Annotated in this window: 22 protein-coding genes; 4 read left to right on the top strand and 18 right to left on the bottom strand. The window is 33.3% G+C overall.

The window, feature by feature from the left end:
• Positions 1–33: 33 nt before the first annotated feature.
• Positions 34–459, top strand: coding sequence for a VOC family protein (locus OA93_RS19555; RefSeq protein WP_052259534.1), 426 nt, complete (start codon positions 34–36; stop codon positions 457–459).
• A gap of 242 nt (positions 460–701) precedes the next feature.
• Positions 702–1,883, top strand: a complete 1,182-nt coding sequence (locus OA93_RS19550) for a hypothetical protein (RefSeq protein WP_039115535.1) — start codon at positions 702–704, stop codon at positions 1,881–1,883.
• 59 nt (positions 1,884–1,942) lie between these two features.
• Here OA93_RS19550 and ccsA read toward each other — a convergent pair whose 3' ends face one another.
• The 7 genes from ccsA to OA93_RS19515 form a co-directional block, all read right to left on the bottom strand.
• The gene (gene ccsA, locus OA93_RS19545; protein WP_039115533.1) at positions 1,943–2,746 is read right to left on the bottom strand and encodes a cytochrome c biogenesis protein CcsA; all 804 of its coding nucleotides are present in this window, start codon (positions 2,744–2,746) and stop codon (positions 1,943–1,945) included.
• Positions 2,747–2,802: 56 nt separating this feature from the next.
• Complete coding sequence (locus tag OA93_RS19540) at positions 2,803–4,050, bottom strand: cytochrome c biogenesis protein ResB (protein WP_039115532.1); 1,248 nt, start codon at positions 4,048–4,050, stop codon at positions 2,803–2,805.
• 85 nt (positions 4,051–4,135) lie between these two features.
• Positions 4,136–5,629 (bottom strand): ammonia-forming cytochrome c nitrite reductase, encoded by a 1,494-nt coding sequence (gene nrfA / locus OA93_RS19535; protein WP_205625791.1) that lies wholly within the window; start codon positions 5,627–5,629, stop codon positions 4,136–4,138.
• Positions 5,630–5,689: 60 nt separating this feature from the next.
• Positions 5,690–6,310 (bottom strand): cytochrome c nitrite reductase small subunit, encoded by a 621-nt coding sequence (gene nrfH, locus OA93_RS19530; protein WP_039115528.1) that lies wholly within the window; start codon positions 6,308–6,310, stop codon positions 5,690–5,692.
• Positions 6,311–6,674: 364 nt separating this feature from the next.
• Positions 6,675–8,297, bottom strand: a complete 1,623-nt coding sequence (gene pafA / locus OA93_RS19525) for an alkaline phosphatase PafA (protein ID WP_039115526.1) — start codon at positions 8,295–8,297, stop codon at positions 6,675–6,677.
• Between the two features lie 125 nt (positions 8,298–8,422).
• Entirely contained in the window at positions 8,423–8,890 is a 468-nt protein-coding gene (locus OA93_RS19520; RefSeq protein ID WP_039115525.1) for a DUF1456 family protein, read from the bottom strand.
• Positions 8,891–8,960: 70 nt separating this feature from the next.
• Positions 8,961–9,971, bottom strand: a complete 1,011-nt coding sequence (locus OA93_RS19515; RefSeq protein ID WP_039115522.1) for a dipeptide epimerase — start codon at positions 9,969–9,971, stop codon at positions 8,961–8,963.
• Between the two features lie 50 nt (positions 9,972–10,021).
• Between OA93_RS19515 and OA93_RS19510 the strand changes: the two genes are divergently transcribed.
• Positions 10,022–10,432, top strand: coding sequence for an excinuclease ABC subunit B (locus OA93_RS19510; protein ID WP_346425754.1), 411 nt, complete (start codon positions 10,022–10,024; stop codon positions 10,430–10,432).
• On the opposite strand, the gene uvrB is transcribed toward OA93_RS19510, so the two are convergent.
• The 11 genes from uvrB to trmD all read right to left on the bottom strand — a co-directional run bounded on the left by uvrB (position 10,429) and on the right by trmD (position 24,195).
• Positions 10,429–12,420 (bottom strand): excinuclease ABC subunit UvrB, encoded by a 1,992-nt coding sequence (uvrB, locus tag OA93_RS19505; protein WP_039115520.1) that lies wholly within the window; start codon positions 12,418–12,420, stop codon positions 10,429–10,431. The genes OA93_RS19510 and uvrB overlap by 4 nt on opposite strands.
• A gap of 366 nt (positions 12,421–12,786) precedes the next feature.
• Positions 12,787–13,725, bottom strand: a complete 939-nt coding sequence (locus tag OA93_RS19500) for an alpha/beta hydrolase (RefSeq protein WP_039115518.1) — start codon at positions 13,723–13,725, stop codon at positions 12,787–12,789.
• Positions 13,726–13,854: 129 nt separating this feature from the next.
• The gene (gene rlmF / locus OA93_RS19495; RefSeq protein ID WP_039115516.1) at positions 13,855–14,817 is read right to left on the bottom strand and encodes a 23S rRNA (adenine(1618)-N(6))-methyltransferase RlmF; all 963 of its coding nucleotides are present in this window, start codon (positions 14,815–14,817) and stop codon (positions 13,855–13,857) included.
• A 189-nt stretch (positions 14,818–15,006) separates the two neighbouring features.
• Complete coding sequence (locus OA93_RS19490) at positions 15,007–15,669, bottom strand: thiamine diphosphokinase (protein WP_039115515.1); 663 nt, start codon at positions 15,667–15,669, stop codon at positions 15,007–15,009.
• A 361-nt stretch (positions 15,670–16,030) separates the two neighbouring features.
• A complete protein-coding gene (locus OA93_RS19485) occupies positions 16,031–16,489 on the bottom strand; it encodes a RidA family protein (protein WP_052259530.1) in 459 nt (152 codons plus the stop codon).
• 139 nt (positions 16,490–16,628) lie between these two features.
• Positions 16,629–17,111: a GyrI-like domain-containing protein gene (locus OA93_RS19480; protein WP_039115513.1), complete on the bottom strand. Its 483-nt coding sequence runs from the start codon at positions 17,109–17,111 to the stop codon at positions 16,629–16,631.
• An 8-nt stretch (positions 17,112–17,119) separates the two neighbouring features.
• A complete protein-coding gene (locus tag OA93_RS19475) occupies positions 17,120–17,941 on the bottom strand; it encodes a DUF4249 domain-containing protein (RefSeq protein WP_039115512.1) in 822 nt (273 codons plus the stop codon).
• Positions 17,942–17,977: 36 nt separating this feature from the next.
• Positions 17,978–20,359, bottom strand: a complete 2,382-nt coding sequence (locus tag OA93_RS19470) for a TonB-dependent receptor (protein WP_039115510.1) — start codon at positions 20,357–20,359, stop codon at positions 17,978–17,980.
• 128 nt (positions 20,360–20,487) lie between these two features.
• On the bottom strand, positions 20,488–22,716 hold the full coding sequence (locus OA93_RS19465) for an NADP-dependent isocitrate dehydrogenase (protein ID WP_039115509.1): 2,229 nt from the start codon (positions 22,714–22,716) through the stop codon (positions 20,488–20,490).
• Between the two features lie 278 nt (positions 22,717–22,994).
• Positions 22,995–23,345, bottom strand: a complete 351-nt coding sequence (gene rplS, locus OA93_RS19460; RefSeq protein ID WP_039115571.1) for a 50S ribosomal protein L19 — start codon at positions 23,343–23,345, stop codon at positions 22,995–22,997.
• Positions 23,346–23,520: 175 nt separating this feature from the next.
• Entirely contained in the window at positions 23,521–24,195 is a 675-nt protein-coding gene (gene trmD / locus OA93_RS19455) for a tRNA (guanosine(37)-N1)-methyltransferase TrmD (RefSeq protein ID WP_039115508.1), read from the bottom strand.
• A gap of 409 nt (positions 24,196–24,604) precedes the next feature.
• Between trmD and OA93_RS19450 the strand changes: the two genes are divergently transcribed.
• Positions 24,605–25,339: a hypothetical protein gene (locus OA93_RS19450; protein ID WP_052259529.1), complete on the top strand. Its 735-nt coding sequence runs from the start codon at positions 24,605–24,607 to the stop codon at positions 25,337–25,339.
• Positions 25,340–25,382: the final 43 nt, after the last annotated feature.

Raw genomic sequence — 25,382 nt, 5'->3', positions numbered from 1 at the left:
CGGAATTAAACTCTAATTTTTAAAATGAATCTTATGGAAACTAAAAAAATATGGGCTAATTTGGGAGTAGAAGATTTAGAAAGAACAACCAAATTTTATAGCGATCTGGGCTTTAAACGAAACGGTCACGGTGTATCTGAAGAACTAACAAGTTTTGTTTTTGGAGACGATAATTTTATAATTCATTTTTTTATAAAAGATAGATTTAAGTGGGCTGTTGATGCTGAAATGACTGATTTAAAACTTGGAAATGAAATTATATTTTCACTTTCTGCCGAAAGTAAAGATGAAGTAGATCAATGGCTAAAGAACGTTAAAAAAGCAGGAGGAAGAATTTTTGCCGAACCACAAGATTATGGAAAAGGATATTTCTTTGGTTTTTCTGATCCAGATGGACATAAATTTAATGTTTTATATTGGCCAAAAAAAAAATATAATATATTTTTGATTAAATGCTGAAAGTCAAATTACTACGAGGTTACTATATTGAAAAAAAGCATCTCTAATTTAGCCCCGATGGGAGCGGTATCCTTTTTCTTGCCATCCTGACGGAGGAAGGATCTCAAGAAAAAGATTTAGCGTACAGCGGGAAGTTAGGTTGTTATGAAAATGAAAGTTTTTGCTTCTTAAATTTTAAATCATGATCCTATTTATCTGAATTGATCTAAAACAGATATATTTGCACTTTAAAAAATTAAGGAATGAAAAAGATTATAATACTTTTTTCAATATCGATTTTGGCGTTTTCTTGTGGTGTAAAAACTACTCAATCGTTGTTAAGTGATGGTGATTATGATGGAGCAATAAATCGTGCTGTTGAGGGATTAAGGAATAAAAAGGATTCTAAGGGGAAACAAGATTATGTTTATTTGCTGGAAGAGGCTTTTGCTAAAGCAAAAGAAAGAGATTTACGTAATCTAGATATGATGGCTAAGGAAGCTAATCCTGCTAATATAGAGCGTGTTTATAACACCTACATTCAATTAAATAATCGTCAGGAGAAAATAAGACCTTTGTTGCCATTACAATTAATGAAGCAAGGAAAAAATGCTTATTTCCCGTTTGATAATTATTCGGAACAAATTGTAAGTAGTAAAAATGCGTTGTCAAAATACCTATATGAAAACGCTTCGGTACTTTTAAAATCTAAAAACAAACTGGATTTTAGAAAAGCGTATGATGATTTTGCTTATCTGGAAAGTATAAATCCCGGATATAAGAATACTAAAAAGCTTATGGATGAGGCTTTGTTTAAAGGAACTGATTTTGTTGATGTTTATGCTAAAAACGAAACGAATATGGTTATCCCAAAACAGCTTCAAAATGATTTGCTAGATTTTAGCACGTATGGTTTAAACGATAAATGGACTGTTTACCATAGCGCCAGACAGAAAAATGTTATTTACGATTATAGTTTAGTACTGAATTTTAGAGAGATATTTATTTCGCCAGAGCAGATTAAAGAAAAGGAGTTTATTAAGGAAAGAGAAATTAAAGATGGTGTAAGAACTCTTTTGGATGGTAGAGGAAGACCAGTTAAGGATAGTTTAGGTCGCGAAATAAAAGTGGATAATTATAGAACGCTTCGAGCAAACATATATGAGTTCAGACAATTTAAATCTTGTCAGGTAACTGCAAAGGTTGATTATATTGATTTAAAAGGAAACCAGTTAATACAATCGTTTCCTATAACGAGCGAGTTTATTTTTGATTATACTTATGCAACTTATAGAGGGGATAGAAATGCTTGTGAGGATAGTTATATTGGCTATTTTAATAAACGTGCCGTGCCATTTCCTAATAACGAGCAAATGGTTTATGATACGGGCGAAGATTTAAAAGCCAAACTCAAGGATATCATCGTTCGGAATAGATTTAGATGATAGATACTTTATAAAAGTAAAAAAGAGCAGCAACTAAAATATAGTTGCTGCTCTTTTTTTTATGTATTGGAGTAGGTATGGACACTTTGTGCTGCTGAGGGCATATAGTTTACGCCGAACCAGCAAAGTAATAATACAACAAATGCTAATGCCAAGGTTATTAAAATGGGTTTAATACTATCTGGGTAACGATAACGCATGTGTATATAAATTAAGTATCCTAACCAGGTAAGCATTGCCCAGGTTTCTTTAGGATCCCATGTCCAGTAATGTCCCCAAGCTTCTTTTGCCCATAATGCGCCAAACAATAATCCTAAGGAAAGGAATCCAAAACCGACATATACTAGATTGTTTGCAAGTTGGAGTATAGCATCTTTATAAGTGCCTCTATAATATTCGTATAATCCATAACATGCTACAATAGAAGATGCTGCTAGTAAGGCATAAGAAAAAATGTAAACCAAAACATGAGGAACAAACCAAATACTTTGTAAGGCTGGCATTAAGGCTTTGTTGTAGGTATCTGGATTAAAATAGTTGATGGTTAAAAATACTATTGCCATAACCAAACTATAGTTTAAGAGCCATTTGTATTTCCATCGGGTATAGGTTATTACACCTATAATGGGTAAGAATACGGCATACCAAAGTCTTGTTTCGCCAAGTGTGCGCATAGGTGGTCGCCCCAAGTGTTGCCATAAGTTATAGGTAAATAGTACCATTGCCAAACCACCTAATGTTGCAAAAAGCAGTATAGGTACTGTTTTATTACGTGTGCTTTTTACAACTTGTAAAAGCATGCAGACTAACCAACAAATAATCGCCACAAGGGCATAGTGAGAAAAATAGATCCAATAATTCATTTAAAAAATCTTTATTTATATACAATTTCAAAACATTCATTTAAACATATAATTGCTTAAACTACGGTTCCTCTTCCTTTAAATATTAAATAAACAGCTCCTATTATCATCATGAAAATTCCGGAGTAAACAATAGGTAACCAAGGATCACGTACCAATTCTATGACGCTTAATTTAGACCATTTTCCGAATTTTTCATCATAACTTAATTGGTATACTTTCCATCCGTTTACTTTATAAGGTTTATTGACTTCGATTACTGTTTTATCGTTTTTCTCGTCTTTAACAAAAACATTTACATGCGAACTGTATTTTTTTGCTTCAGGCTGTAACATTACGATTGCTTCTTTATCGTTTAATTGTAAATAGGAATATTCGGTTGCAAAACTTCCGCAGCTAATCCATGCAGTAGTATCTATTGTAGCCGATTTTACTTCGATTAATGCAGCTGGTGTTGCGCCTTCTTCATTTACCTGAAAATAACCATTGCCAGTAAACTTGCTGTTTTCTATATAATTAATGATTTTAATTTTATAGCCCTTATAGTCGTAGCTATCTCCTTTATTAATCATTCTAAGTGCATTTACTCCTTTAGTTTCAATGCTATTGTTTGTAATATCGGCAAATGCAAGTTTTGGGGCAAAGGTTTCCATATCAAAGCTTGTAAGTTCAAATGCAATAGGCATGGGGATCATAACGCCTTTTTCGTTTTCGGCTCCCCATACAAGTTGGTTTTTATATAATTTCATGGTGTAGCGTTGTAAATCTCCGCTGCCTAAAATTCCTGCTGTCATTGCTATAAAAAGTCCCAAATGGTTTAATGTAAAACCCCAGTTTTTCCATTGCCAAGGAGTCATTCTATTAAGGGTTGCGAGACCAAGTGTAATAAGAAAATACAATTGCGCGATAATAAATGGCCAACTTGTTAATACAAATGAGAACCCGAATAAATCAGGTTTTACTCCTTCAACAAAATTTTGTTGAGGAAGCGTTCCCATGATAACAGCTTGTATTAAAACCAAAGTAATTGCACTAACAGATGCTGGAACTGATCTTAGCCATTTTACCCAAGGATGTGTCCTACTGGTAAAATGCAGCAAAAGTAACATGCCAATAAATAAACCACCGATGATATAATTTATAGGTGCTCCAATGGCTTTAATACTAGTTCTGGTTGTTATTTGTAACAAATAACCCGTTAGTAATAATCCGGCAGCGATTATAAAAGATTCTTTATAATCCCAAGGATATTGCCAAAGCTTTCTTTTTGGAATTTTATGTTTTTCAAAATTAACTAATCTCATTCTTTTCTTAATTTGGGACTTTTAATTAAAGAGGGTTGTAAGGTTGATAATAACTTATACAAACCCTCTTTATACTTATTGGTTGTTATTTGGCAGGATTAGAATATAGCAGTTGTTTTTTCTTAGCTTCATCTAGCCATTTAGGTAAAACTGTTTTTTTGAATTCGGTTTTATTGGCTTTCTCTTTGTCCATATCAAGACCTATGAATCTCTGCGCTTTTTCTTTGGTAGAAATATCAGGATATTGCATAGGTGTAGTTTGTCCTAATGAAGCCAATACTTTACTTAATTCAATCCTTGCTTCGGCAGCTTTGTTTAACCCATTTGTAATAACTCTTGCAGTTTCTAATGGTGCATGAAACGACCCTCCGTGAGAAGCTGCTGTAAAATCCCAACGCCATTGTGATTGACGAATTAATTTCAAGATACCTTTCATCTGAGCTTCTGTTGCTCCTTTATCCCAAGCTAGTTTTGCTTCTAGATGTGCTTTTACCAATTGGTCTTCTAGTTCAATACGTATTTGATGAATTTTTTGTTGACGCTCGTTTACGTTTGCAACCAATGTTTTTTCTTCTTCACGGTGACAAACCTGACAAGAATTTGCTACGTTATTAAGTGGAGATTGTATTTTATGATCAGTAAATTTTTGACCTCCTTCGCTTTTATATGGCATATGACAATCTGCGCAAGAAACGCCTCTTTGTCCGTGGATTCCCATTTGATGAATTTCATAATCTGGATGCTGTGCTTTAAGAATTGGTGCTTTACTTAATGCATGGACAAAGTCTGTAAAATCGATATCATCATAATATTTCTCCATATCCTCTACAGTCATACCGTTTTTCCATGGGAATTTTACTTTAACCGCGCCTTCTACAGATTTTTTATCAAAATAATATTCTACGTGGCATTGTGCACAAACTAATGAGCGCATCTCGTTATGTGTAGCTTTGGTAATATCTTTTCCTTGCTCTTTAAAAGCTTCGATTAATGCAGGACGTGTGATTTTTAGATTCATTGTTTTAGAATCGTGACAATCGGCACATCCTATAGGATTTACAATTTCTGGCCCTAAAGATGCCCATGTTTGTTTGTAAAACTCATCTATACCTAGTTTATCCATCATACGGGGCACATCTGGAGATTTACATACCCAGCAACTAGATGGCTGAGGTCCGTCTTGAGGTCCTTTAGGCGCTCCTGTTCTTAAGGAATTGTTGATGTCTTCTATGGCATAAAAATGTCCTCGACCTTGATTGTAATCTTTCGCGAAAGCATAACCTGCCCAAAGAACTACCATACGTGGATCTTCATGTAGCATATCTCTCATTTTTCCGCCACCGTACATACTTGTAAAACTGGTATCGGCAGTTTGGTAATAAGTTTGGAACTCACGAGGATAATTTGCTCCCCAAACTTCATTTCTTGATTCAAATTCACCAACAGGAGCTAATACTTTATTAACAAATAAAGCTTCTGTACGACGTTCCATTACGCTATTAACTAATAAGCCAAGCATAAACACAACTAACATGGTAATGCCAAACATTACCCATCCTAACCATGGTTTGCGTTTTATAATTTCTTTTAGTGGTGCCATAATTATATCTGTATTTAATTGAAAATTTTAATTCTTATTCTATTTTGTTTGATTTGATTCTTTCTTTTTTGCAGTTTTTGTACTATCGGTTTGTTTTTGTAGCCATTCAGGAATAGGAGATTCTAATAAAGGAACTCTGGCATTTGGTACAGACGATAAACTATTTACTCTACCATGAGGAACTTCGCGATGACAATCCCAGCATAGTTTTCCTTCTCCATGTTTTTTGCTTTCCAGAGTTACTCCTGTTGTACTAACATTAGCATTAAGATCACTATGACAACGTTGGCAGTTTTTTTGAACGACATCTGTACCTGCTTCTTTTATATGGATAACTTGTGGCTCTGCTCTCCATGTAAATATGGTTGCATGATAAATACCATCTTTTGCCTTAAAAAAGTATTTATTAAAGGCATTGTTGTGTGGTACATGGCAATCATTGCAATTGGTAACTCTTGCATGGGAGCTATGTTGCCAAGTAGCATAAAAAGGAGTCATTACATGGCAGTTAACACATGTTTTAGGATCGTCTGAGAGGTATGAGACTGCGTTAGATACATATAATAAATAAGCAAATAATCCCATTCCTATACCCACTGCCATTATAACAAAGGGTACCCATTTGCGTGGTGGTAATAAATAATTTAAAATCTTAATCATAATAATATCCCTTAATTGTAGTATTAAAAATATTCAGATATTTGCTACATTATGATGATATTTATCAGATAGTAAATTTTGATGTATATAGAAGTAAATTGTCTTAAAAACAAGGTAATCTAAGGTGTTTTAACAATTTATAAGAATATTGTTTTTTAAGTTTAAGAGATTTAACTGTTGAGGTTGTTTGCAAAGTGTAAAAAGAGTCTATAAATGAATATAAAATAAAGGAGTAAAATGTCTTTAATAGAGGTGTGTGATATAAAAAGTAGCAATTTAGCCGAAGTAATAAAGGGAACTATTGTATAGCAAAAAGGGCTGTATTTATATAAATACAGCCCTTTTTTAGGATTAAGAAAAAAGATTATTTTTTCTCTTTGTCTAAAACTTCTTCCAGAACATTTGCTTCTGTTCCGTTCGGGAACGTTACTTTTATTTTTTGAGCAATTGTTGGTGCAATTTGAGTAATCGTTTTCTTGTTGTATGATTCCCCTTTTTTAATATGCCAACCGTAAAAAATTGCTGGAACGTGTGTGTCATATGTATATGGTGTTCCGTGAGAAGTTCCCGTTCCCATATATTCGATATAACCTGGTTTGTCTAATACAATTAAATCCCCGTTTTGAGTTACATCATATCCTTTTACAATAAAGTTTAAGTAGTAATCATTACCTGTAGCATTTAAAATGTCTTCTTCGGTATATACTCTTTTTACGTAATCCTGAGCCATTAAATAATCTTTGAAAGCCTGTTTAACTTTCACAAAATCAAATTTTTTGTTTTTGATTATTTCTTTATTGAAGAATAAATTGAAGCTAGAATAGTTTAAAACTAAATCCTGACCAAAGGTCTTTACAGAAAAATCGGTTAGATTTTTACGGATATCTTTAGGGCTAATACTATTTACATTGTACTTACGATCTTTAAGATAATTTACATTTTCTGCTCCAGCATGATCAGCTGTTAAGAAAAGCAGGTAATTATCTTTACCAACAGTTTTATCTAAGTAAGCTAAAAAGTCGGCTATAGTTTGATCTAAACGTAAATAAGTATCTTGTAACTCCATAGAACGTGGTCCTAATAAATGCCCAACGTAATCTGTAGATGAGAAACTAACCGTTAAGAAATCTGTAATATTATCTTTTCCTAATTCTTCTTTTTCGATTGCTTTTTTAGCAAATTCGGCTAACAAGTCATTTCCAAATGGAGTAGAACGAATAACTCCAGCATCATTTTTATCATACATTTCTTTTAAGTTGTATGGAAAAACTGGAGCTGCACTATTGTATAATTTTCCTTCGTAAGGATTGTTGTCTGGTAAACTCTCGTTGTAAGTTGCAACTGGTTTATATAAATCCCAACCTTTGTTTATGTATGGTAAAAAATGTTTTTCGCTATTAAATTGTGTAACCCAATCAGGTAGTTTATCTCCATAAAAAGTACTAGAAATAAATGAACCTGTTTTGCTATACCAAAAAGCCCAATTAGCAAAGTGTCCAGCTGGTAAAATTGCACCGCGATCTTTAAGACTTACACCAATTACTTTTCCTTCAAAATTGGTAGCCATTCTTAACTCATCGGTAATAGTTGTGCTCAATAAGTTTTTTGGAGACATTTCGCCTTCTTCCTTTGTACCATCGCCTACAGTTACTACACCAGCATCATCAGTACAGTACATTTGTTTTCCTAATTTTCGGCTAAACCATTCATTACTTACAATTCCGTGTGTTGCAGGAGTTGTTCCTGTGTAAATAGATGCATGTCCAGGAGCAGTGTAAGTAGGCATGTAATTGTAATGCATGTTCTGAAATGTGTATCCATTATTCATAAGCCTTTTGAAACCATTAGGGGTAAAGTCATCTGAGAAGCGATAGAGATATTCCATCTTCATTTGATCCACAACAATTCCAACTACTAGTTTTGGACGCTCTTGTGCATTTATTTGGGTAACGAATACAAATGCTAAAAATAAAATAAGTCTTTTCATGTTTTAATATCTAATTTTAAACAAAAATACAGATTCGAATTCAAAAAGAATTCAGAATTGGGATTGAAAACACAAAAATGGTTTCACTTTAACATAATGGCATAAAAAAAATCCTAAGTGTGAGCTTAGGATTTTTTGTTTTTACCGAAGTTGAATTTTACTTTTTCAACTACTTGTATTTTTGGAGTAGACTTACTATTATTCTTTTTAAAAGGCTTTTTTGCACCAGTTCCAGATTTAGATGGCCTTTGATCTCCTCTGGCACTTTCTTCATCTTTTGGTTTAGCTTTAAATTCTGGTCTTTCCTTTGTGCTATCTTTAGCAGGAATTTCAGCTTTGTGTTTAGCTAAAACCTCATTAGGGTTTTTAGGATTTTCTTTTGTTCCTCTTAAATGAATTACCAATCCGTTTAAGAAGTTACGCAATACCTGATCGCCACACTCCATATAGTTCTCATGGTCTTCGGCTCTAAAAAAAGCGCCCAACTCTGATTTTGAAATTCTAAAATCTACCAATTCTAATATTTCAACTATTTGGTCGTCACGGAGCATTAAGGCTACGCGTAGTTTTTTTAGGATATCGTTATTTGTCATCGTTTAATTTTTTACAAAGGTACGTTTTAAAAGTAATTCAATAGTCACTTTCCTTATATTGAAATTACGATTAATATAAGATAACTCCCGTTCCGTTACCTTCGGCATATTTTATTTCTCCATTTTGTATCATAACACCACTTGCAATATCTTTTTCTAATAGCAAAGCACCGTCCATATCTACATAATCGAGTTCTGGTAATAAATGAGCAATTGCAGAAATTCCAACAGTAGATTCGGTCATACAACCTATCATTGTTTTTAATCCTAATTGTTTTGCTTCATGTAGCATTCGTCGTCCGGGTGTGATACCACCACATTTCATTAATTTTATATTTACACCATGAAAATGATTATGACACTTAGCAATATCGCTTTCTATAATGCAACTTTCATCGGCTACAATTGGCAAAACCGAATGTTTAAAAACTTCTCGATGTCCTTCCCAATCATCAGCTTTGAGAGGTTGCTCCAGAAATTCGACTCCTAGTTTTTTTAGTTCAATAGCATTTTTAATAGTTTCATCAACATTCCAACCACAATTGGCATCAATCCTAAAAACGGCATTACTGTGTTTTCTTAATTCAGTTACTATGGCGATATCCTCTGGAGTTCCTAACTTAATTTTATAAATAGGCCATGGGAGTTCTTTCATTTTTGAAACCATTTTTTCGATAGAATCAATTCCGATAGTATAATTGGTCAGTGGATTATTTTCGATAGTATAATTCCATAATTGATATAGCTTCTTACCTTGTTTTCTAGCATACCAATCATTATATGCATTGTCTAATGCGCATAATGCAAATTTATTTTCTTGTAATAATGGATTTATTTTTGTCCAAATTTCTTCGGGAGTTTCATTGTCGATAGTTTCAATTATCGGTCTGATCTTCTCGATATCATTTTCTAGTATCGGAATTGTAATATTATAATATGGATTGGATGTTGCTTCGCCAAAACCTGAAAATCCGTCTTTTTTTAATTCGACAATTACCGTTGGTTGGTAATCAATTGTTTTTCTTGAAATCCTAAATGTGTGTTTTAATTTAAGATCGTATGCTCTGATAATTAATTGCATTTCTGATGTTTTTGTATTTTAAATTTAAAAACAATATTTTAGCTAAAAATATGAATTTGATGAATACGGATGCCGAAAAAATAAGTTTACTTTTAGAAATGATTTCTTTCTCGACTGTTGATGGAGAATTACATAAGAGGGAATTTGATTTTTTGTCGCTAGTTGCTCAGGAATTAAATATTGACGAAGTAACTTTTAAAGATTTGTTTCATCAGGAAGTTCCTCCTGTTGTTATAAAATCGGAGTTTCAGCGCATTCAGCAATTTTATAGATTGGCTTTAATCATGCATTGCGACGGAATATTGCATAGTAAAGAGGCTGCTGCAATACAGCAAATTTCTATCGATATGGGATTGAATCCTATAGCAACTAAACGTATTTTAAATTTAATGAAGAATGCTCCAAATGCAATGATTGACCCTGAAATATTATTGAAAATTTTCCAGGAACAACACAATTAAGCCAATTGTTCTTGTAGCTTTTTAATATCGTCACGCAATTTTGCCGCCTGAAGAAAGTCTAATTCTTTAGCTGCTTTCTCCATCGATTTACGCTTTTCACGTATCATTTTCTCTAATTCGGCTTTGGATAAATAAGCAGTATCAGGTTCGGCAGCTACACTTAGGGTATGACCTAATTCATACTCTACCAATGGATTTTTGGTAAAAGCACTATCGATTTTTTTATTTAATGCTTGTGGAGTTATATTATTTTCAAGGTTGTAATTAATTTGTTTTGTACGACGATAATTGGTTTCATCAATGGTTTTCTGCATACTTGCCGTAATTTTATCAGCATACATAATTGCTTTTCCGTTGAGGTTTCTCGCCGCACGACCAATAGTTTGTGTTAATGATCTATGGCTACGCAAAAATCCTTCTTTGTCGGCATCAAGAATTGCTACTAAAGAAACTTCGGGTAAATCCAAACCTTCACGTAGTAAGTTTACTCCAATTAAAACATCAAAAATTCCTTTTCGTAAATCTTGCATGATCTCTATACGTTCCAGGGTATCTACATCGGAGTGAATGTAACGACAACGAATACTTACTTTGGTCAAGTATTTGGCTAATTCTTCGGCCATTCTTTTGGTTAATGTTGTAACCAAAACGCGTTCGTCTAACTCGCAACGAATTTGAATTTCTTCGATTAAATCATCAATTTGATTTAAACTAGGACGAATTTCGATAATTGGATCTAATAATCCTGTTGGTCGAATTACTTGTTCTACAACTACACCATCTGTTTTTTGTAATTCATAATCTGCCGGAGTAGCCGAAACATAAATTACCTGATTTTGCATGGCTTCAAATTCTTCGAATTTTAAAGGGCGATTGTCCATTGCCGCAGGTAAACGGAAACCATATTCTACAAGATTTTCTTTACGGCTCCTATCTCCTCCATACATGGCATGAACCTGAGATATGGTTACGTGACTTTCATCGACTACCATTAAATAATCATCGGGAAAATAATCTAATAAACAGAACGGTCTTGTTCCTGCTTCTCTTCCGTCCAGATAACGAGAATAATTTTCGATACCTGAACAATAACCTAACTCGCGAATCATTTCTAAATCAAAATTGGTACGTTCTTCAAGACGTTTGGCTTCAAGATGTTTTCCTATTTCTTTAAAATAATCAACTTGTTTTACCAAGTCTTGCTGTATTTGCCAAATCGCTCCTTGTAATACATCTGGAGATGTTACAAACATATTGGCTGGATAAATAGTTAGTTTATTGTATTTCTCGATTACTTGAGAAGTTTTTATATCAAATGATTCTATTTCTTCGATTTCATCTCCAAAAAAATGAATTCTAAATCCATCATCGGCATAACTAGGATATACCTCAACAGTATCTCCTTTTATCCTAAAACTTCCCGGATTAAAATCGGCTTCGGTTCTGGAATATAAACTTTGTACCAGACTATGTAATAATTTGGTTCTCGAAATAACCTGATCTTTTTCTATCGCAATAACATTCTTCTGGAATTCTACAGGGTTTCCGATACCGTATAAACAAGAAACGGAGGCTACAACTAATATGTCGCGTCGCCCTGAAAGTAGGGAAGATGTTGTGCTTAAACGCATTTTTTCCAACTCTTCGTTTATAGATAAATCTTTCTCGATAAATACTCCAGTTACTGGCATAAATGCTTCTGGCTGGTAATAATCATAGTAAGAAACGAAATATTCTACGGCGTTGTTTGGAAAGAATTGTTTGAATTCTGAATATAATTGTGCTGCTAATGTTTTATTGTGTGCCAAAACCAAAGTTGGCTTTTGTACTTCCTGAATAACATTGGCAACTGTAAATGTTTTTCCTGAACCAGTAACTCCAAGGAGAGTCTGGTATTTTTCGCCATCAATTATACCTTGGGTCAATTTTTCGATTGCTTGCGGTTGATCTCCTTTTGGGCTATAATCTGAGACTACTTGAAAATTCATTTATTTAATTTAGAATTGTTGGGATTGTAAAGTTACAAAGTAAAATCTTAAATTGAAATTTGTGGATTAAAAAAGGTTCTGAGTTGCAAAGGTCCAAAGGTTTTTTTTATAATTCTATGCGAAAGGAACGCGGATGAAACGGATTCGCTAAGGCGAAAACACTGATGAAACAGATTTTATATCTATTGATTTTTTAAAATCCGTTTTTAATCCGCGTCTTTACTTTTGTAAATCCGTTTCATCAGTGTTCCTTTATAGACAATTTAAGTTCATAGGTCTAGAGAAAGTTCGCAAAGTTTTTAAATCTGTCTAATCTTTTAATCTGTGGCAAAAAAATAACTGCTAGAGCTTTTATGCGTTAAAGAATTACTTTAAAAAGTCAATCATTAGTTTGTTTACTTTTTCAGATTGATCGATACTTAAAAAATGTCCTGCATTTTCGATAGTTTCGGTTTTACTATTACTCAATAACTCTTTGGCTCTAATTATACTTTCATCTGAATTAATTACATCATGATCTCCTATAAGGACTAAAACAGGAATGGTTATTTTTTTTAAATCTTCATCAGAGAATGGTTGCATTTGCAAAAAACTAGTGTTTGATTTTGCATATTTATTAGCTAGATAAAATTGCTTTTTATAAATAGGGTCTATTTTTTCGGGATAATAAGAAAAGGTTTCTAGCGTCTTTTTTAATTTTTTCTCATTTGGAAAAATTTTCAGAAAGAATGCCGATGATGCTTTTCTCATTTTATCGATGTTCTTAAATGTTTGTGCCGGACTTATTAAAACCAGTTTGTTGATTTTACTTTCTTTTTGAGTTGCTAATAATGTAGCAATCCAACCACCACGGGATGCACCAATTACATCAAAGTTTTTTAGTTTGTAATGAGTAAAAATCTCATTGTACCAAATAACAATTTCTTCACTTGTAAGGGATTTTTTGGGTGCTTGAGATTTTCCTGCTTCTATTAAAAAGTCTATTGCGTAAACCCGATGATTTTTTGATAATGCTTTAATATTAGGAAACCACATTGTCGAGCTGGCGTCCATTCCGTGAAGTAATACTAAATCTTTGCCGTCTTTTGGACCAGTCACAATTATATGAGCTGTACCATAACTGGTTTCGATATTTTCTTCCTGATAAGGAATACCCCAAAGTTTTAATGCAGCATTATAAGAATTGATGTAATCTTTTCTTTCGCTTTTTGTTTTGAAAACATAATTGTCAATCTTTTTTTCTTTTGTTGCGCTACAACTTGCGAATAAAAGAATTGCAATAACTTTTAAAAATAATTTCGGCATAGGAGTTACGTTCAATTAAGATTAAAAGTACTAAAAAGCTGATGATTATAGTATCAGCTTTTTAGTTATATCTATCATAATTACAATGTTTTGTAAAATTCTTTGTAATTATGATTTCGATTGGTTTATTTAAAGTTCGCTTTTAAAACTCCATTTACCTTGTTGTGCTTCGGTAAGGAAAGACCATGCTACAATACGACTTGTTTTCTGACCTTGTGCCATATCGATTGTTTTTACAATTGAAGCATTTACTTTATTTAATGTTTTATAGATACTCGACAGGTTTTCTCTTTTAGATACTAATGTAGTAAACCATAAACATTGCATTGGATATTTGGCACTTTCGTAAATCATTTGCGTTATAAATCCAATTTCTCCTCCATCGCACCATAGTTCGGCATTATGACCTCCGAAGTTTAAAACGGGCGCTGCTTTTCTGTTTGCTTTTGGATTTAGATTTGTTACTTTTCGAACGGCACTTTTATTAGCTTCTTCTGACGAAGAATGAAATGGTGGATTGCAAATCGTGAATGTAAATTTATCTTCGGGTGTAATTATATTTTTGAATATAAAACGTGATTCTGTTTGTTGTTGTAAACTGATAACATCAATTAGCCTAGGATTGGCTTCGATTATTTTGCTGCAATTCTCGATTGCTTTTTCATCAATATCGGTTCCAACAAAACTCCATCCGTAAGCAGCATTTCCTAATATTGGATATATACAATTGGCACCAACACCTATATCTAAGCCTAAAATGGCTTCTCCTTCTGGAATAACTCCATTATTTGTGGTGGCTAATAAATCGGCCAGGTAATGAATATAATCGACTCTTCCTGGAATGGGTGGGCAAAGATAATTTTTAGGAATATCCCAGTTTTGTATGTCGTAATAATGAATTAATAATGCTTTGTTAAGCGATTTTACAGCTTCGGGATTACTAAAATCAATTGTTTCGATATCATGCTCGTTTATAACGACGTGCTTCTTTAATTCGGGACAATCTGTGATTAGTTGTTCAAAATCATAGCGCAAACGATGCGGGTTTCTAGGATGCAGACTTGTTTTCTCGGGGCTATTTGTAGTTTTCATCATTCTTAATTTCGGTGCAAAGGTACGTAATCCTAATTTGTAAATAAGGGAAGTATTTCTTATGAAATGATTTGGCCTAGCCCTGATGGAAACGGCATCCTTTTTCTGGCTTCTTTAGACAGAAAAAGATATAGTGTACAGCAGGAAATTGCTCCTTATGCTTCTGCTTAATTCAGTAGAGTAAGGAAATTAATCCATGCATTCCATTAGCAATAAATCGCCGTCGGTATGGGTAATTGTAATAATTCCGTCTTTGGCAACGGCATTGCTGCTGCCAGTTCTATAACCTATTGTTAAGGTGTCATTTTGTAACGGATATACCAAATTATCTGAAAAGATACCATTTACAACTCCAATCGGTATGAGCGAAATAGGTGTGTTGGCGGTATACCATTTTTCGAATTTATTAGGCAATAAAAATATTTTGGAATGGTCGTCGAGAATTACAATCTTGAGTAAGTTTCGGTATCTAACAATATTGGTAAGATTTGTAATGGTATGATCGGCTCTTTTTCCTGTTGCCCAAACTACATTTGCAGCAGGAATTTTGCGTTCGATTAAGTAATCAAATGCTTTTTCTAAGTCGGTTTTGTCCTGATCTGGTGTATGTACAATCTCTATGGGATATTGAGTTGTTTTATATTTTTCGGGGTCAAATCCGCGATCGAAATCCCCAAGAAGAACATCGACTTTTATTCCTAACTTAACTACGCGCTCTATAGCCGAATCTAATACGATTACCAAAGGTGACCATTCTAATAATTGTCCTAATAACTCGGGATTACAGGCAGCTCCGTTGGCAATGATTAATGCAGGTTCTTGGTCGTCGCGTACGATATGGTGTGAGGACATTTATAGTATGGATTTATAATGTGCTGCAAATGTACGAAAGTAAAAAGTAAATGTTTTTCTACAATTAAGAGATTAAGGGAGTTTTTTACCATTAAGGGATTAAGTTTTTTTCAGCCACAGATTATAAAGATTAAAAGGATTATTTATGTTGTCTAAAAGTTGCAGTGATTTTTTTTACCATATAAGTTATTTAAGGAAATATAAGTTTGTGCAGTTTTCCTTAAATGAACTTACATAACTTATATGGTTAGCTTTTTTTTCAAAGATTATAGAGATTTGAAATTTGTTTGATCTGCGTGCAAGTCATTCAATCTTGAAAGTATTCTTAATTTTCCTTAATCTCTTAATGGTGAAAAAAGTTTTATTTTTTTGCTTTGAAAGCTACAGCATCGACTTCTATTTGCATTCCGTCGAGGGCTAATTTTGGAACGGGAATTAATGTGCTTGCTGGAAATGGTTTGTTTTTCCATACTTTACTGATTTCTTCATTCCAGATTTTTAATTTCTCTTCTGAATGGTCTACAATCAGAATGGTAATTTTCATGATATTCTCTGGTTTTAGATTGTAACTATCCAGAACTGTTATAATATTCTTTAATGCTACTTGAGTTTGTTCTCTAAAGCTGTTGCTCAGAAGATGTTCTTTGCCTAATCCGCCGCTTTGTCCTGATATAAAAACGAGTTCGCCAGGGGTAGAAACTGATGATGCATGACTAAACCCATATGGTGCTGGATTGAATAATGATTCAGGATTTTTAAAAGTTTGTGCTTTTGCACTAAATGCACAAAGTGAAAATAAGGTAAGAAGTATTTGTTTCATGTCTTGAAATTTGAATTAATTATTGGCAAAGGTTGATCAATTCTAATTCCGAAACATTTACATATGTTGAGAGGTGATATTTTTTTCAGAGTAATGTATAAAAAAATGCTCTCGTAATGGAGAGCATTTTTTATTGGTTTTAGTTTTTATGTTTAATAGGAATCCAAATTTCCTCTTCGGATGTTAGGTCTTCGTGTTTGTATTTTTCGCCCATCACGGCAAAGTGTGGTCTGTTCTCTAATGCATATTCGGACTTAGGCAACCAATCGGTAAAAATGTATTGATAGGTTTCGTTGCCATTACTCGCTGGTCCTTTATGTATGAAAACTGCATAAAGTCCGTTTGGAATTATGATAGTTTCCATATTTTGAGGAACGGAAAGAAAATCTGTTACTTCGATGCCTGCCCATTTTTCGAATTCATTACTCGGATTGAAATTAAGAAAATGGGATTCAGGATACACTTCTATAGAGTAGAGTTCAAAACCAATATTGTTTTTTATCTCTTTTCGGTTTGGCATAAATCCTTGCCATAGCTCTTTTGTTTTATTGGCTGTGAAAGATGTTGTTATTCGTTTTCCAACGATTTTCTTTTCTGTTAAATTTTCTATTCTTGGTTTCATATTAAATATTACTCAATCGTATATTTTTTAGTATCAACTTCTCCAATAGAAAAATAACCTAAAGGATAGTCATTTGCGTTGGTTGTGTTTATAACATTTCCTCTTAAAGTTGCTGGTGGAGATTGAAAAGGGCCACCACTATTATCACCAGAAATACTAGTTAATATATTCATGTAATTATAATAGCTTTTAGATGTTCCGATGTGACTTATTTCTACTTGATCTCCAGGTTTTAAATCTTCATTGTGTGAAGTACTAAAAAACTCATTTCCGTTAAAGAATCTATCATCCACAGAAGAATAGCTTGACAAGACTTGATTAGAGTAAGTATAATGGTATAAATAATAATTTGTTTCATCAGCAGGGTCATTATAATATGCTTTTACTTCGATTTCATCTTTTGAAATACCACCATCATTAGTTTGTACAATTCGAGTGATTGGCGCTACCGATTTTAAAGTTTCTGTCGCAACATATGTATTACCCCCACTAATAACAGTTAAGACATAGGTTTCGTTAATAACAGGTTCAAAATTAGTACAAACGTATTTTCCTGTTTGAGGAACTTCTAAAAAAGTGAATACTTTATTGGCACTGTTTCTTATAGTAATGGTAGCTCCGGAAACAACAGGAATTACAGGATTGTAATAATCAGTTGTAGTGGTTAATTTTATCATTTGTTGGTTTCCTGTAGTTCCTTTTAGCCAACTAATATCAGCTTCAACGACTAATTTAGGAGGTTGTGTTTTTAAGTCAACTTCAACAACTTCTTCGCAACTTGTAAAAAATAATGCGGAGAAAAACACAATTAATAAGCTTATTTTTTTCATATCAGTATATTTTTATTTCTCTTTGAGAGAAGTGAATTAAAATTTGAAATTATAACTAACAGCAGGAACCATTCCGAAAATTGAAGTTTTTACAGCTTCATTGTATCCTGTATCGCTGTTCTGTCTAAAATTAATAGAAGCTGCATTTTGTCTATTATATAGGTTATAAATACTAAATACCCATTCGCCTTTCCAGTTTCTGTCTTTGTTAGATCTAGGGGTTAATGTTGCCGAAATGTCTAAGTGATGGTAAGCAGGTAATCTGTTTTCATTTCGTAAACCATAACTAGGAACTTTTACACCACGATATTCATAATATCCAGTTGGATACGTTACTGGTTGTCCTGATTGTAAAGCGAAATTAGCACCAAATGACCATTTTTCGTTTAGCGAATAAGCAGCTGTAACAGCTAGATTATGTAGTTTGTCATAAGCTGAATTATACCATTGTCCGTTATTGATACCAGTTTCTTCCGGAGTTCTTCCAGGAGTTTGTTGTTCTGATTTTGATAAAGTATAAGAAACCCATCCAGTAAGTTTTCCTGCATTCTTTTTAAGCATTAACTCTACACCATAAGAACGCATTCTTCCGTTTAAGATAACTTGTTCAATGGCATCATTTGCTATTAAATCGGCTCCGTCAATATAGTCTAGTCTATTTTTAATTTTCTTATAGTAGGTTTCTACTTCAAGAGAATAGTCTCCATCTCTAAAGTTTCTAAAATAACCCAAGGCAACCTGATCAGCAAGTTGAGGTTTAATATACTCGTCACTTGGCATCCATACATCAAGAGGAGTAGGAGATGAGGTATTGGATATTAATTGTAAATACTGAGCCATTCTGTTATAACTAGCTTTTACAGCCTGATTTTCGTCAATTTGATATCCAATAGAGAAACGAGGTTCTAAATTGTTATAGCTAAACATTGATTTGTTTTTACCATAATACTCCGTTCCTATAGGAGTTGCTTTCTCATAAATTTGTTGAGCAGGATTAAAAAGAACAGGATTATTGTTTTCGTAAAGATTAAGAGTCGAAGCTCCTAAACGATAAAATAAACTAAAACGAAGTCCGTATGAAAGCGTTAGTTTTTTTGCGATTTGATTTTCGGCTTCAATATAAATAGCTGGTTCAAAAGCATATTTTTTATCTAATTGATCTGGGTTAACACCAGAGGTTTCATCTGTTGGTTTAATAGTTCCAGGGTTAAATTCATAGTAAATACCATTTAAACCATAATTCAATTTGAATTTATCTGAAATATAATTTTTGAAGTCATATTTAATATTGTAATTCTTGATACCAGAATCCCATTTAAATCCTGCAGTATCCAGATCAAGCCCGTAATAATAATCACTATAAATTAAAGATAGATTAGAAAATAATTTATCAGAGTATAAATGATTCCAACGCAGGTTGAAAGTAGTGTTACCGTAAGTATTAGAAAATATTTTACTTATTTTAAAAACATCACGTCCAAAATAACCAGATAAATACAAACTGTTATTATCATTCAATTTATAACTGAATTTAGCATTCAAATCATAAAAATAAGCAGAGTTGTCTTTCATGTCATCCGTTAGTTTCAGGAATAAATGTGCATAAGAAGCTCTACCACCAATTAAGAATGATCCTTTATCTTTTACTAATGGACCTTCGGCAAGAAGACGGCTCGAAATTAATCCGATTCCACCATTCATATGGAAATCTTTACTATTTCCATCTTTTTGATAAATATCCAAAACAGAAGATGCTCTACCACCGTAACGAGCAGGAATTCCACCTTTGTATAATTTTAAATCTTTAATAGCATCAGGATTAAATACAGAGAAGAAACCAAATACGTGAGAAGAGTTAAAAATAGTAGCTTCATCAAGAAGAATTAAATTTTGATCTGCACCACCACCACGCACGTTAAAACCAGATGCACCTTCGCCGGCATTAGTAACACCAGGAAGTAATAAAATAGATTTTAATACATCGACTTCACCCATGACAACAGGTATTTTCTTTATTGCCGAAATAGAAAGTTTATTTACACTCATCTCGGGAGTACGTGTATTTGCTCTTCCTCTATTATCGGTAATAACTACCTCTTGGAGTTCTTCGCCACCTTCTTTTAATGAGAAATTGTTTTTAACATTTTTCGTTAAAGAAATGGTGTTTTCAAAAGACTGGTAACCAACGTAACTTATTTCTACCTGATACTCTCCTTTTGGAGCAGTAATAGAGTAAAAACCATATTCGTTTGTTGTAGTGCCAATTTTTAATGAAGGGATGTAAATGTTGACTCCGATTAGGGTTTCATTATTTTTAGAGTCAGAAATGGTACCGCTTAAGGTAAATTTTTCTTGCGCGAATGAAGAAAAAGCAATGAGAAATACAATAAGAAACGAGCTAACTTTTTTTGTGATCATTGTTTAAATTTTGAATTCCCTAGTATGACGGTAGAAGGTGGGAAATATTACAAAACTAATGTTAAATGTGCGTTAAAAAAAAGACAGCCGTTTCGGGCTGTCTTTAATGTGAGAAATATAATGAGAACTTATATTTTAGCTATTTTAGCCAAGATTGCATTAAATGTTGGACTAGGACGCATTGCTTTACTAGTTAATTCAGGATTTGGTTGGTAATATCCACCAATGTCTTGAGGTTTTCCTTGAGCAGCAATTAATTCAGTATTTATTTTATCTTCATTCTCAGCAAATTCTGTTGCAATAGGAGTGAAGATAGCTTTTAACTCAGCATCTTTATTTTGAGCAGCCAAAGCTTGAGCCCAATAGAATGCTAAATAAAAATGAGAACCACGGTTATCGATTTGTCCAATCTTACGAGCTGGAGATTTATCGTTTGCAAGGAACTTGTCATTTGCCTCATCAAGAGTTTCAGCAAGAACAATAGCTTTAGAGTTGTTTAATGTTTGACCTAAATGCTCTAATGAAGCACCAAGAGCCAAAAATTCTCCTAATGAATCCCAACGTAAGTATCCTTCTTGAGTAAATTGCTCAACGTGTTTAGGAGCAGAACCTCCAGCACCAGTTTCAAACAAACCACCACCATTCATTAAAGGAACTATAGATAACATTTTGGCAGAAGTACCAACTTCAAGAATTGGGAACAAATCTGTAAGGTAGTCACGTAATACGTTTCCAGTTACAGAGATAGTATCTAATCCTTTAATGATTCTGTCAAGAGTAAAGTTTGTAGCTTCGATAGGGTTCATGATACGAATATCTAAACCAGTAGTTTCATAATCTGTAAGATATCTTTTTACTTTTTGAATTAATTCTCTATCGTGTGCTCTGTTTTCGTCTAACCAGAAAACAGCAGGAGTATTAGATAAACGAGCTCTGTTTACAGCTAGTTTTACCCAGTCCTGAATAGGAGCATCTTTTGCCTGACACATTCTGAAGATATCTTTATCTTCAACAGCTTGTTCCATTAAGACAGTTCCGTTAGCATCAACAACACGTACAACACCATCAGCTTTCATTTGGAAAGTTTTGTCATGAGATCCGTACTCTTCAGCTTTTTGAGCCATCAAACCTACGTTTGGTACACTTCCCATTGTAGTTGGGTCAAAAGCACCATGTTTTTTACAAAAATCGATTGTTGCAGTATAAACACCAGCATAAGAGCGGTCTGGAATAAGAGCAACAGTATCTTGTTGTTTTCCTTCTTTGTTATACATCTGTCCAGAAGTACGAATCATTGCAGGCATAGAAGCATCTACAATTACATCCGATGGAACGTGTAAGTTAGTAATCCCTTTATCAGAGTTTACCATTGCCAATGCAGGACCGTTAGCAATAGCTGCGTCTAGAGCTGCTTCAACTTCTGCTTGTTGAGGAGTTCCTGCAATTTTTGCATAAACATCACCCAATCCGTTTCTTGTATCAATATTTAATTCGCTAAATAAAGTAGCGTATTTTTCAAATACATCTTTAAAGTAAACTTCTACAATAGCACCAAAAATAATTGGATCAGAAACTTTCATCATTGTAGCTTTCAGGTGAACCGAAAGTAATAAGTTTTCTTTTCTTGCTTCTTCGATAGTTGTAGCAACAAAGCTTTTTAAAGCATTTACGTTTAATACAGCACTATCAATAATTTCTCCAGCTTTAAGAGGAGTACTTTCTTTTAAAATAGTAGATGTTCCGTCTTTAGCAACAAATTCAATTTTTACATCAGTAGCATTAGGAACAGTAAGTGATTTTTCACTTCCGTAAAAATCACCATTTGGCATAGATGCTACACGAGTTTTAGAGTCAGCAGACCAAGCACCCATAGAGTGAGGATTTGCTTTAGCAAAATTCTTCACTGCTCTTGGAGCTCTACGATCAGAGTTACCTTCACGCAAAACTGGGTTTACTGCAGAACCTAATACTTTAGCGTATTTAGCTTTAATTTCTTTTTCAGTATCGTTTTGAGGATCCTCAGGAAAATTTGGAATTTTATACCCATGAGATTGTAACTCAGCAATAGCCGCTTTTAATTGCGGAACCGAAGCCGAGATGTTTGGCAACTTAATAATGTTTGCCTCCGGTTTAGTAGCAAGTTGTCCTAACTCAGCCAAGGCGTCCCCTGTTTTTTGAGAATCGGTCAAGTACTCCGGAAAATTAGATAAAATTCGAGACACCAACGAAATGTCTCTAGTTTCAATAGCAATACCCGCTGTAGCAGTAAATTCTTGTACAATAGGCAAGAAAGAATAAGTCGCTAATAACGGCGCCTCATCAGTTAAGGTGTAAACAATCTTTGAATTCTGTGTCATTTTTTTTCTTTTTTAATATAATCGTATCGCTAGGAACGGCGATGTAAAAGGTATGGTTGGCTCAAAACGAGCGGAGCAAATATAAGAAAAACAGTCCGAAAACGGTTGCGTTTTTCTTAGAATTCCTTAAATTAACAGATTGCTATTTAAAGGAGTTATAATTAACAAATCGGTGGTTTTCAGGCCAAAGAATTATTGTTTTGTTATTTTGTTTAGAACAAAAAAAATCCCGATTCACAAATAATGAATCGGGATCTTTATGGTAAAGAGATAAATAATTATCTTCTTTTGTCTCTAATCTTAGCTTTTTTACCAGTAAGTTCTCTGAAGTAGAAAATTCTAGCTCTACGTACAGCACCTTTTTTGTTGATTTCAACTTTTTGTAAAGCAGGTAAGTTAACTGGGAAGATACGCTCAACACCAATAGCACCAGACATTTTACGAATAGTAAAAGTTTCTGTGTTACCAGAACCTCTTCTTTGAATAACAACTCCTTTAAAAAACTGAGTTCTTGTTTTTTCACCCTCTCTAATTTCGTAGAAAACAGTGATAGTATCTCCAGCTGCGAAAACTGGGAAATCTTTTTTTGCAACAAATTCGTCTTTAACGAATTTCATTAAATCTGCCATGATATCTTTAATTATGGTTTTGTGATAGAGCAACATACACGGACTTCGCCAGAGGTTGGTCTAATTTGGCTGCAAATGTAGATAAAAAAAATTGAATTCCAATAAAATTGAATTCCAAATTCCAATTTATTAACTACTTGATTAATTGGAATTTGGAGTTTTATAAATTTGAAATTTATTCTAATAAATCCGGTCTTCTATTTTTAGTATGTTCATACGCCATATCTTCCCTCCATTTATCAATTTTGGCAAAATGACCGCTGGTTAAAACCTCAGGAACTTTCCAGCCTTTATAATCGGCAGGACGTGTATAAATAGGTCCCGACAATAAATTATCCTGAAAACTATCCGTTAGAGCCGAAGTTTCGTCGCTTAAAACACCAGGAATCAAACGAATCAAAGCATCAGATAAAACCAAAGCACCCAATTCGCCACCAGATAAAACATAATCACCAATCGAAATTTCTTTAGTAATAAAATGATCACGTACACGCTGATCCACACCTTTATAATGACCACACAAGATGATAATATTTTTTAGCATCGACATCGTGTTTGCCATTTTCTGGTTTAGTGTTTCACCATCCGGAGACATATATATAATTTCATCGTACTCTCTCTCGCTTTTTAAATGTGTGATGCAAGCGTCAATTGGCTGAACCGTCATAACCATTCCGGCACCACCACCAAAAGGGTAATCATCAACACTCTTCTGTTTATTGGTTGTATAATCGCGTAAATTATGAAAATGAACCTCAACAATTCCCTTGTCAATAGCACGTTTCATAATCGAAGCTTCAAACGGGCTTCGCAATAACTCAGGTAAAACAGTAATAATATCTATGCGCATTTTTTCTCTTCAAAAGGTTTAAGGCTGCAAAGATACAAAGTAAATATTTGAGAAATTTAAAGATTAAAGAATATAGAATCAAGATTTAGAGAAACAAGAGAAGAGATTTAAAAGAATTAAACAAATTACCTAATCAGCATTTCCCAATTAAACGATTAACCAAATCAATAATTAAACTTTTTTAAATCAACAATTCACAATTAATAATTCACAATTAAAATAAGGAGCTATTTCCTGCTGTCCGCTATATCTTTTTCTTGAGATCCTTCCTCCGTCAGGATGACAAGAAAAAGGATGCCGCTTCCATCAGGGCTAGACCTATCAGGAATCATGATTTTTGAACGGATATATTGTTTTTAATTGTATTTTCGATTGAAGAAAAGAGAAGCGACTTATATTAAAAATAAAAATGAATAGCGATTACACAAAAGATTATATAGCGTTATCTAATGAATTCAGAAAATCTAATGCCTCAACAGAAAGTGTCGAGAAGCTTTATGATTTGCTTTACGAATTAGAAAATACAAATAGAACAAAACAGAATGATATAGTTCTCTCTAATATTTATAGTTTGTTAGGATTTCATAAGTCAGCTTATGAAGTTTTTAAGACAGTTGCCGATTTAACTAATAGAAAAGATGCAACCAAAATGTATGTGATGGAACAAAAGGCCAAATCACATAAAGATAATTTTATCATAAAAGATATTAGAAAATATCGGGAAAAGAAAATACAACCCAAACTAGAGCTGAGCGATTTTGTAGCATCAAAGAATCATAAAACCCAATTTGGAATCGTTAATAAAGGAATTATCATATTTAATAAAATAATTAAAGAAGATGCAATTTCAATTCAGATCCCTAGCGAACATATTGAAGATTACTCAGGTAAAATCATCCATTATATTAATTGGTTAAATGATTGTAAGACAAATTTAATCGATTTTTATAATAAAGAATACAATGAAGACAAAGCAAATGAAGATTGGTACGATACTTTAGTAATTTATAGCACAAGAATAATAATAGAAGAATCAGAAGCTATTTTTTGTACAATTTCAGGAGGAGATGATTTTTATCAAGACCATTTATTAGATATAGAAATAACCAACGATGTAATAACATCAATGAATTATAACGGGTAAAGAATATTGATATGTTTACAACAGTAAAATTATAGCTAGACTT

The sequence above is a fragment of the Flavobacterium sp. KMS genome (genome assembly GCF_000813005.1).
In the GTDB taxonomy this organism is placed as follows: domain Bacteria; phylum Bacteroidota; class Bacteroidia; order Flavobacteriales; family Flavobacteriaceae; genus Flavobacterium.
The sequence above is the reverse complement of the archived record's forward strand: the minus strand, read 5'-3'. Positions and strand labels throughout refer to the sequence as shown.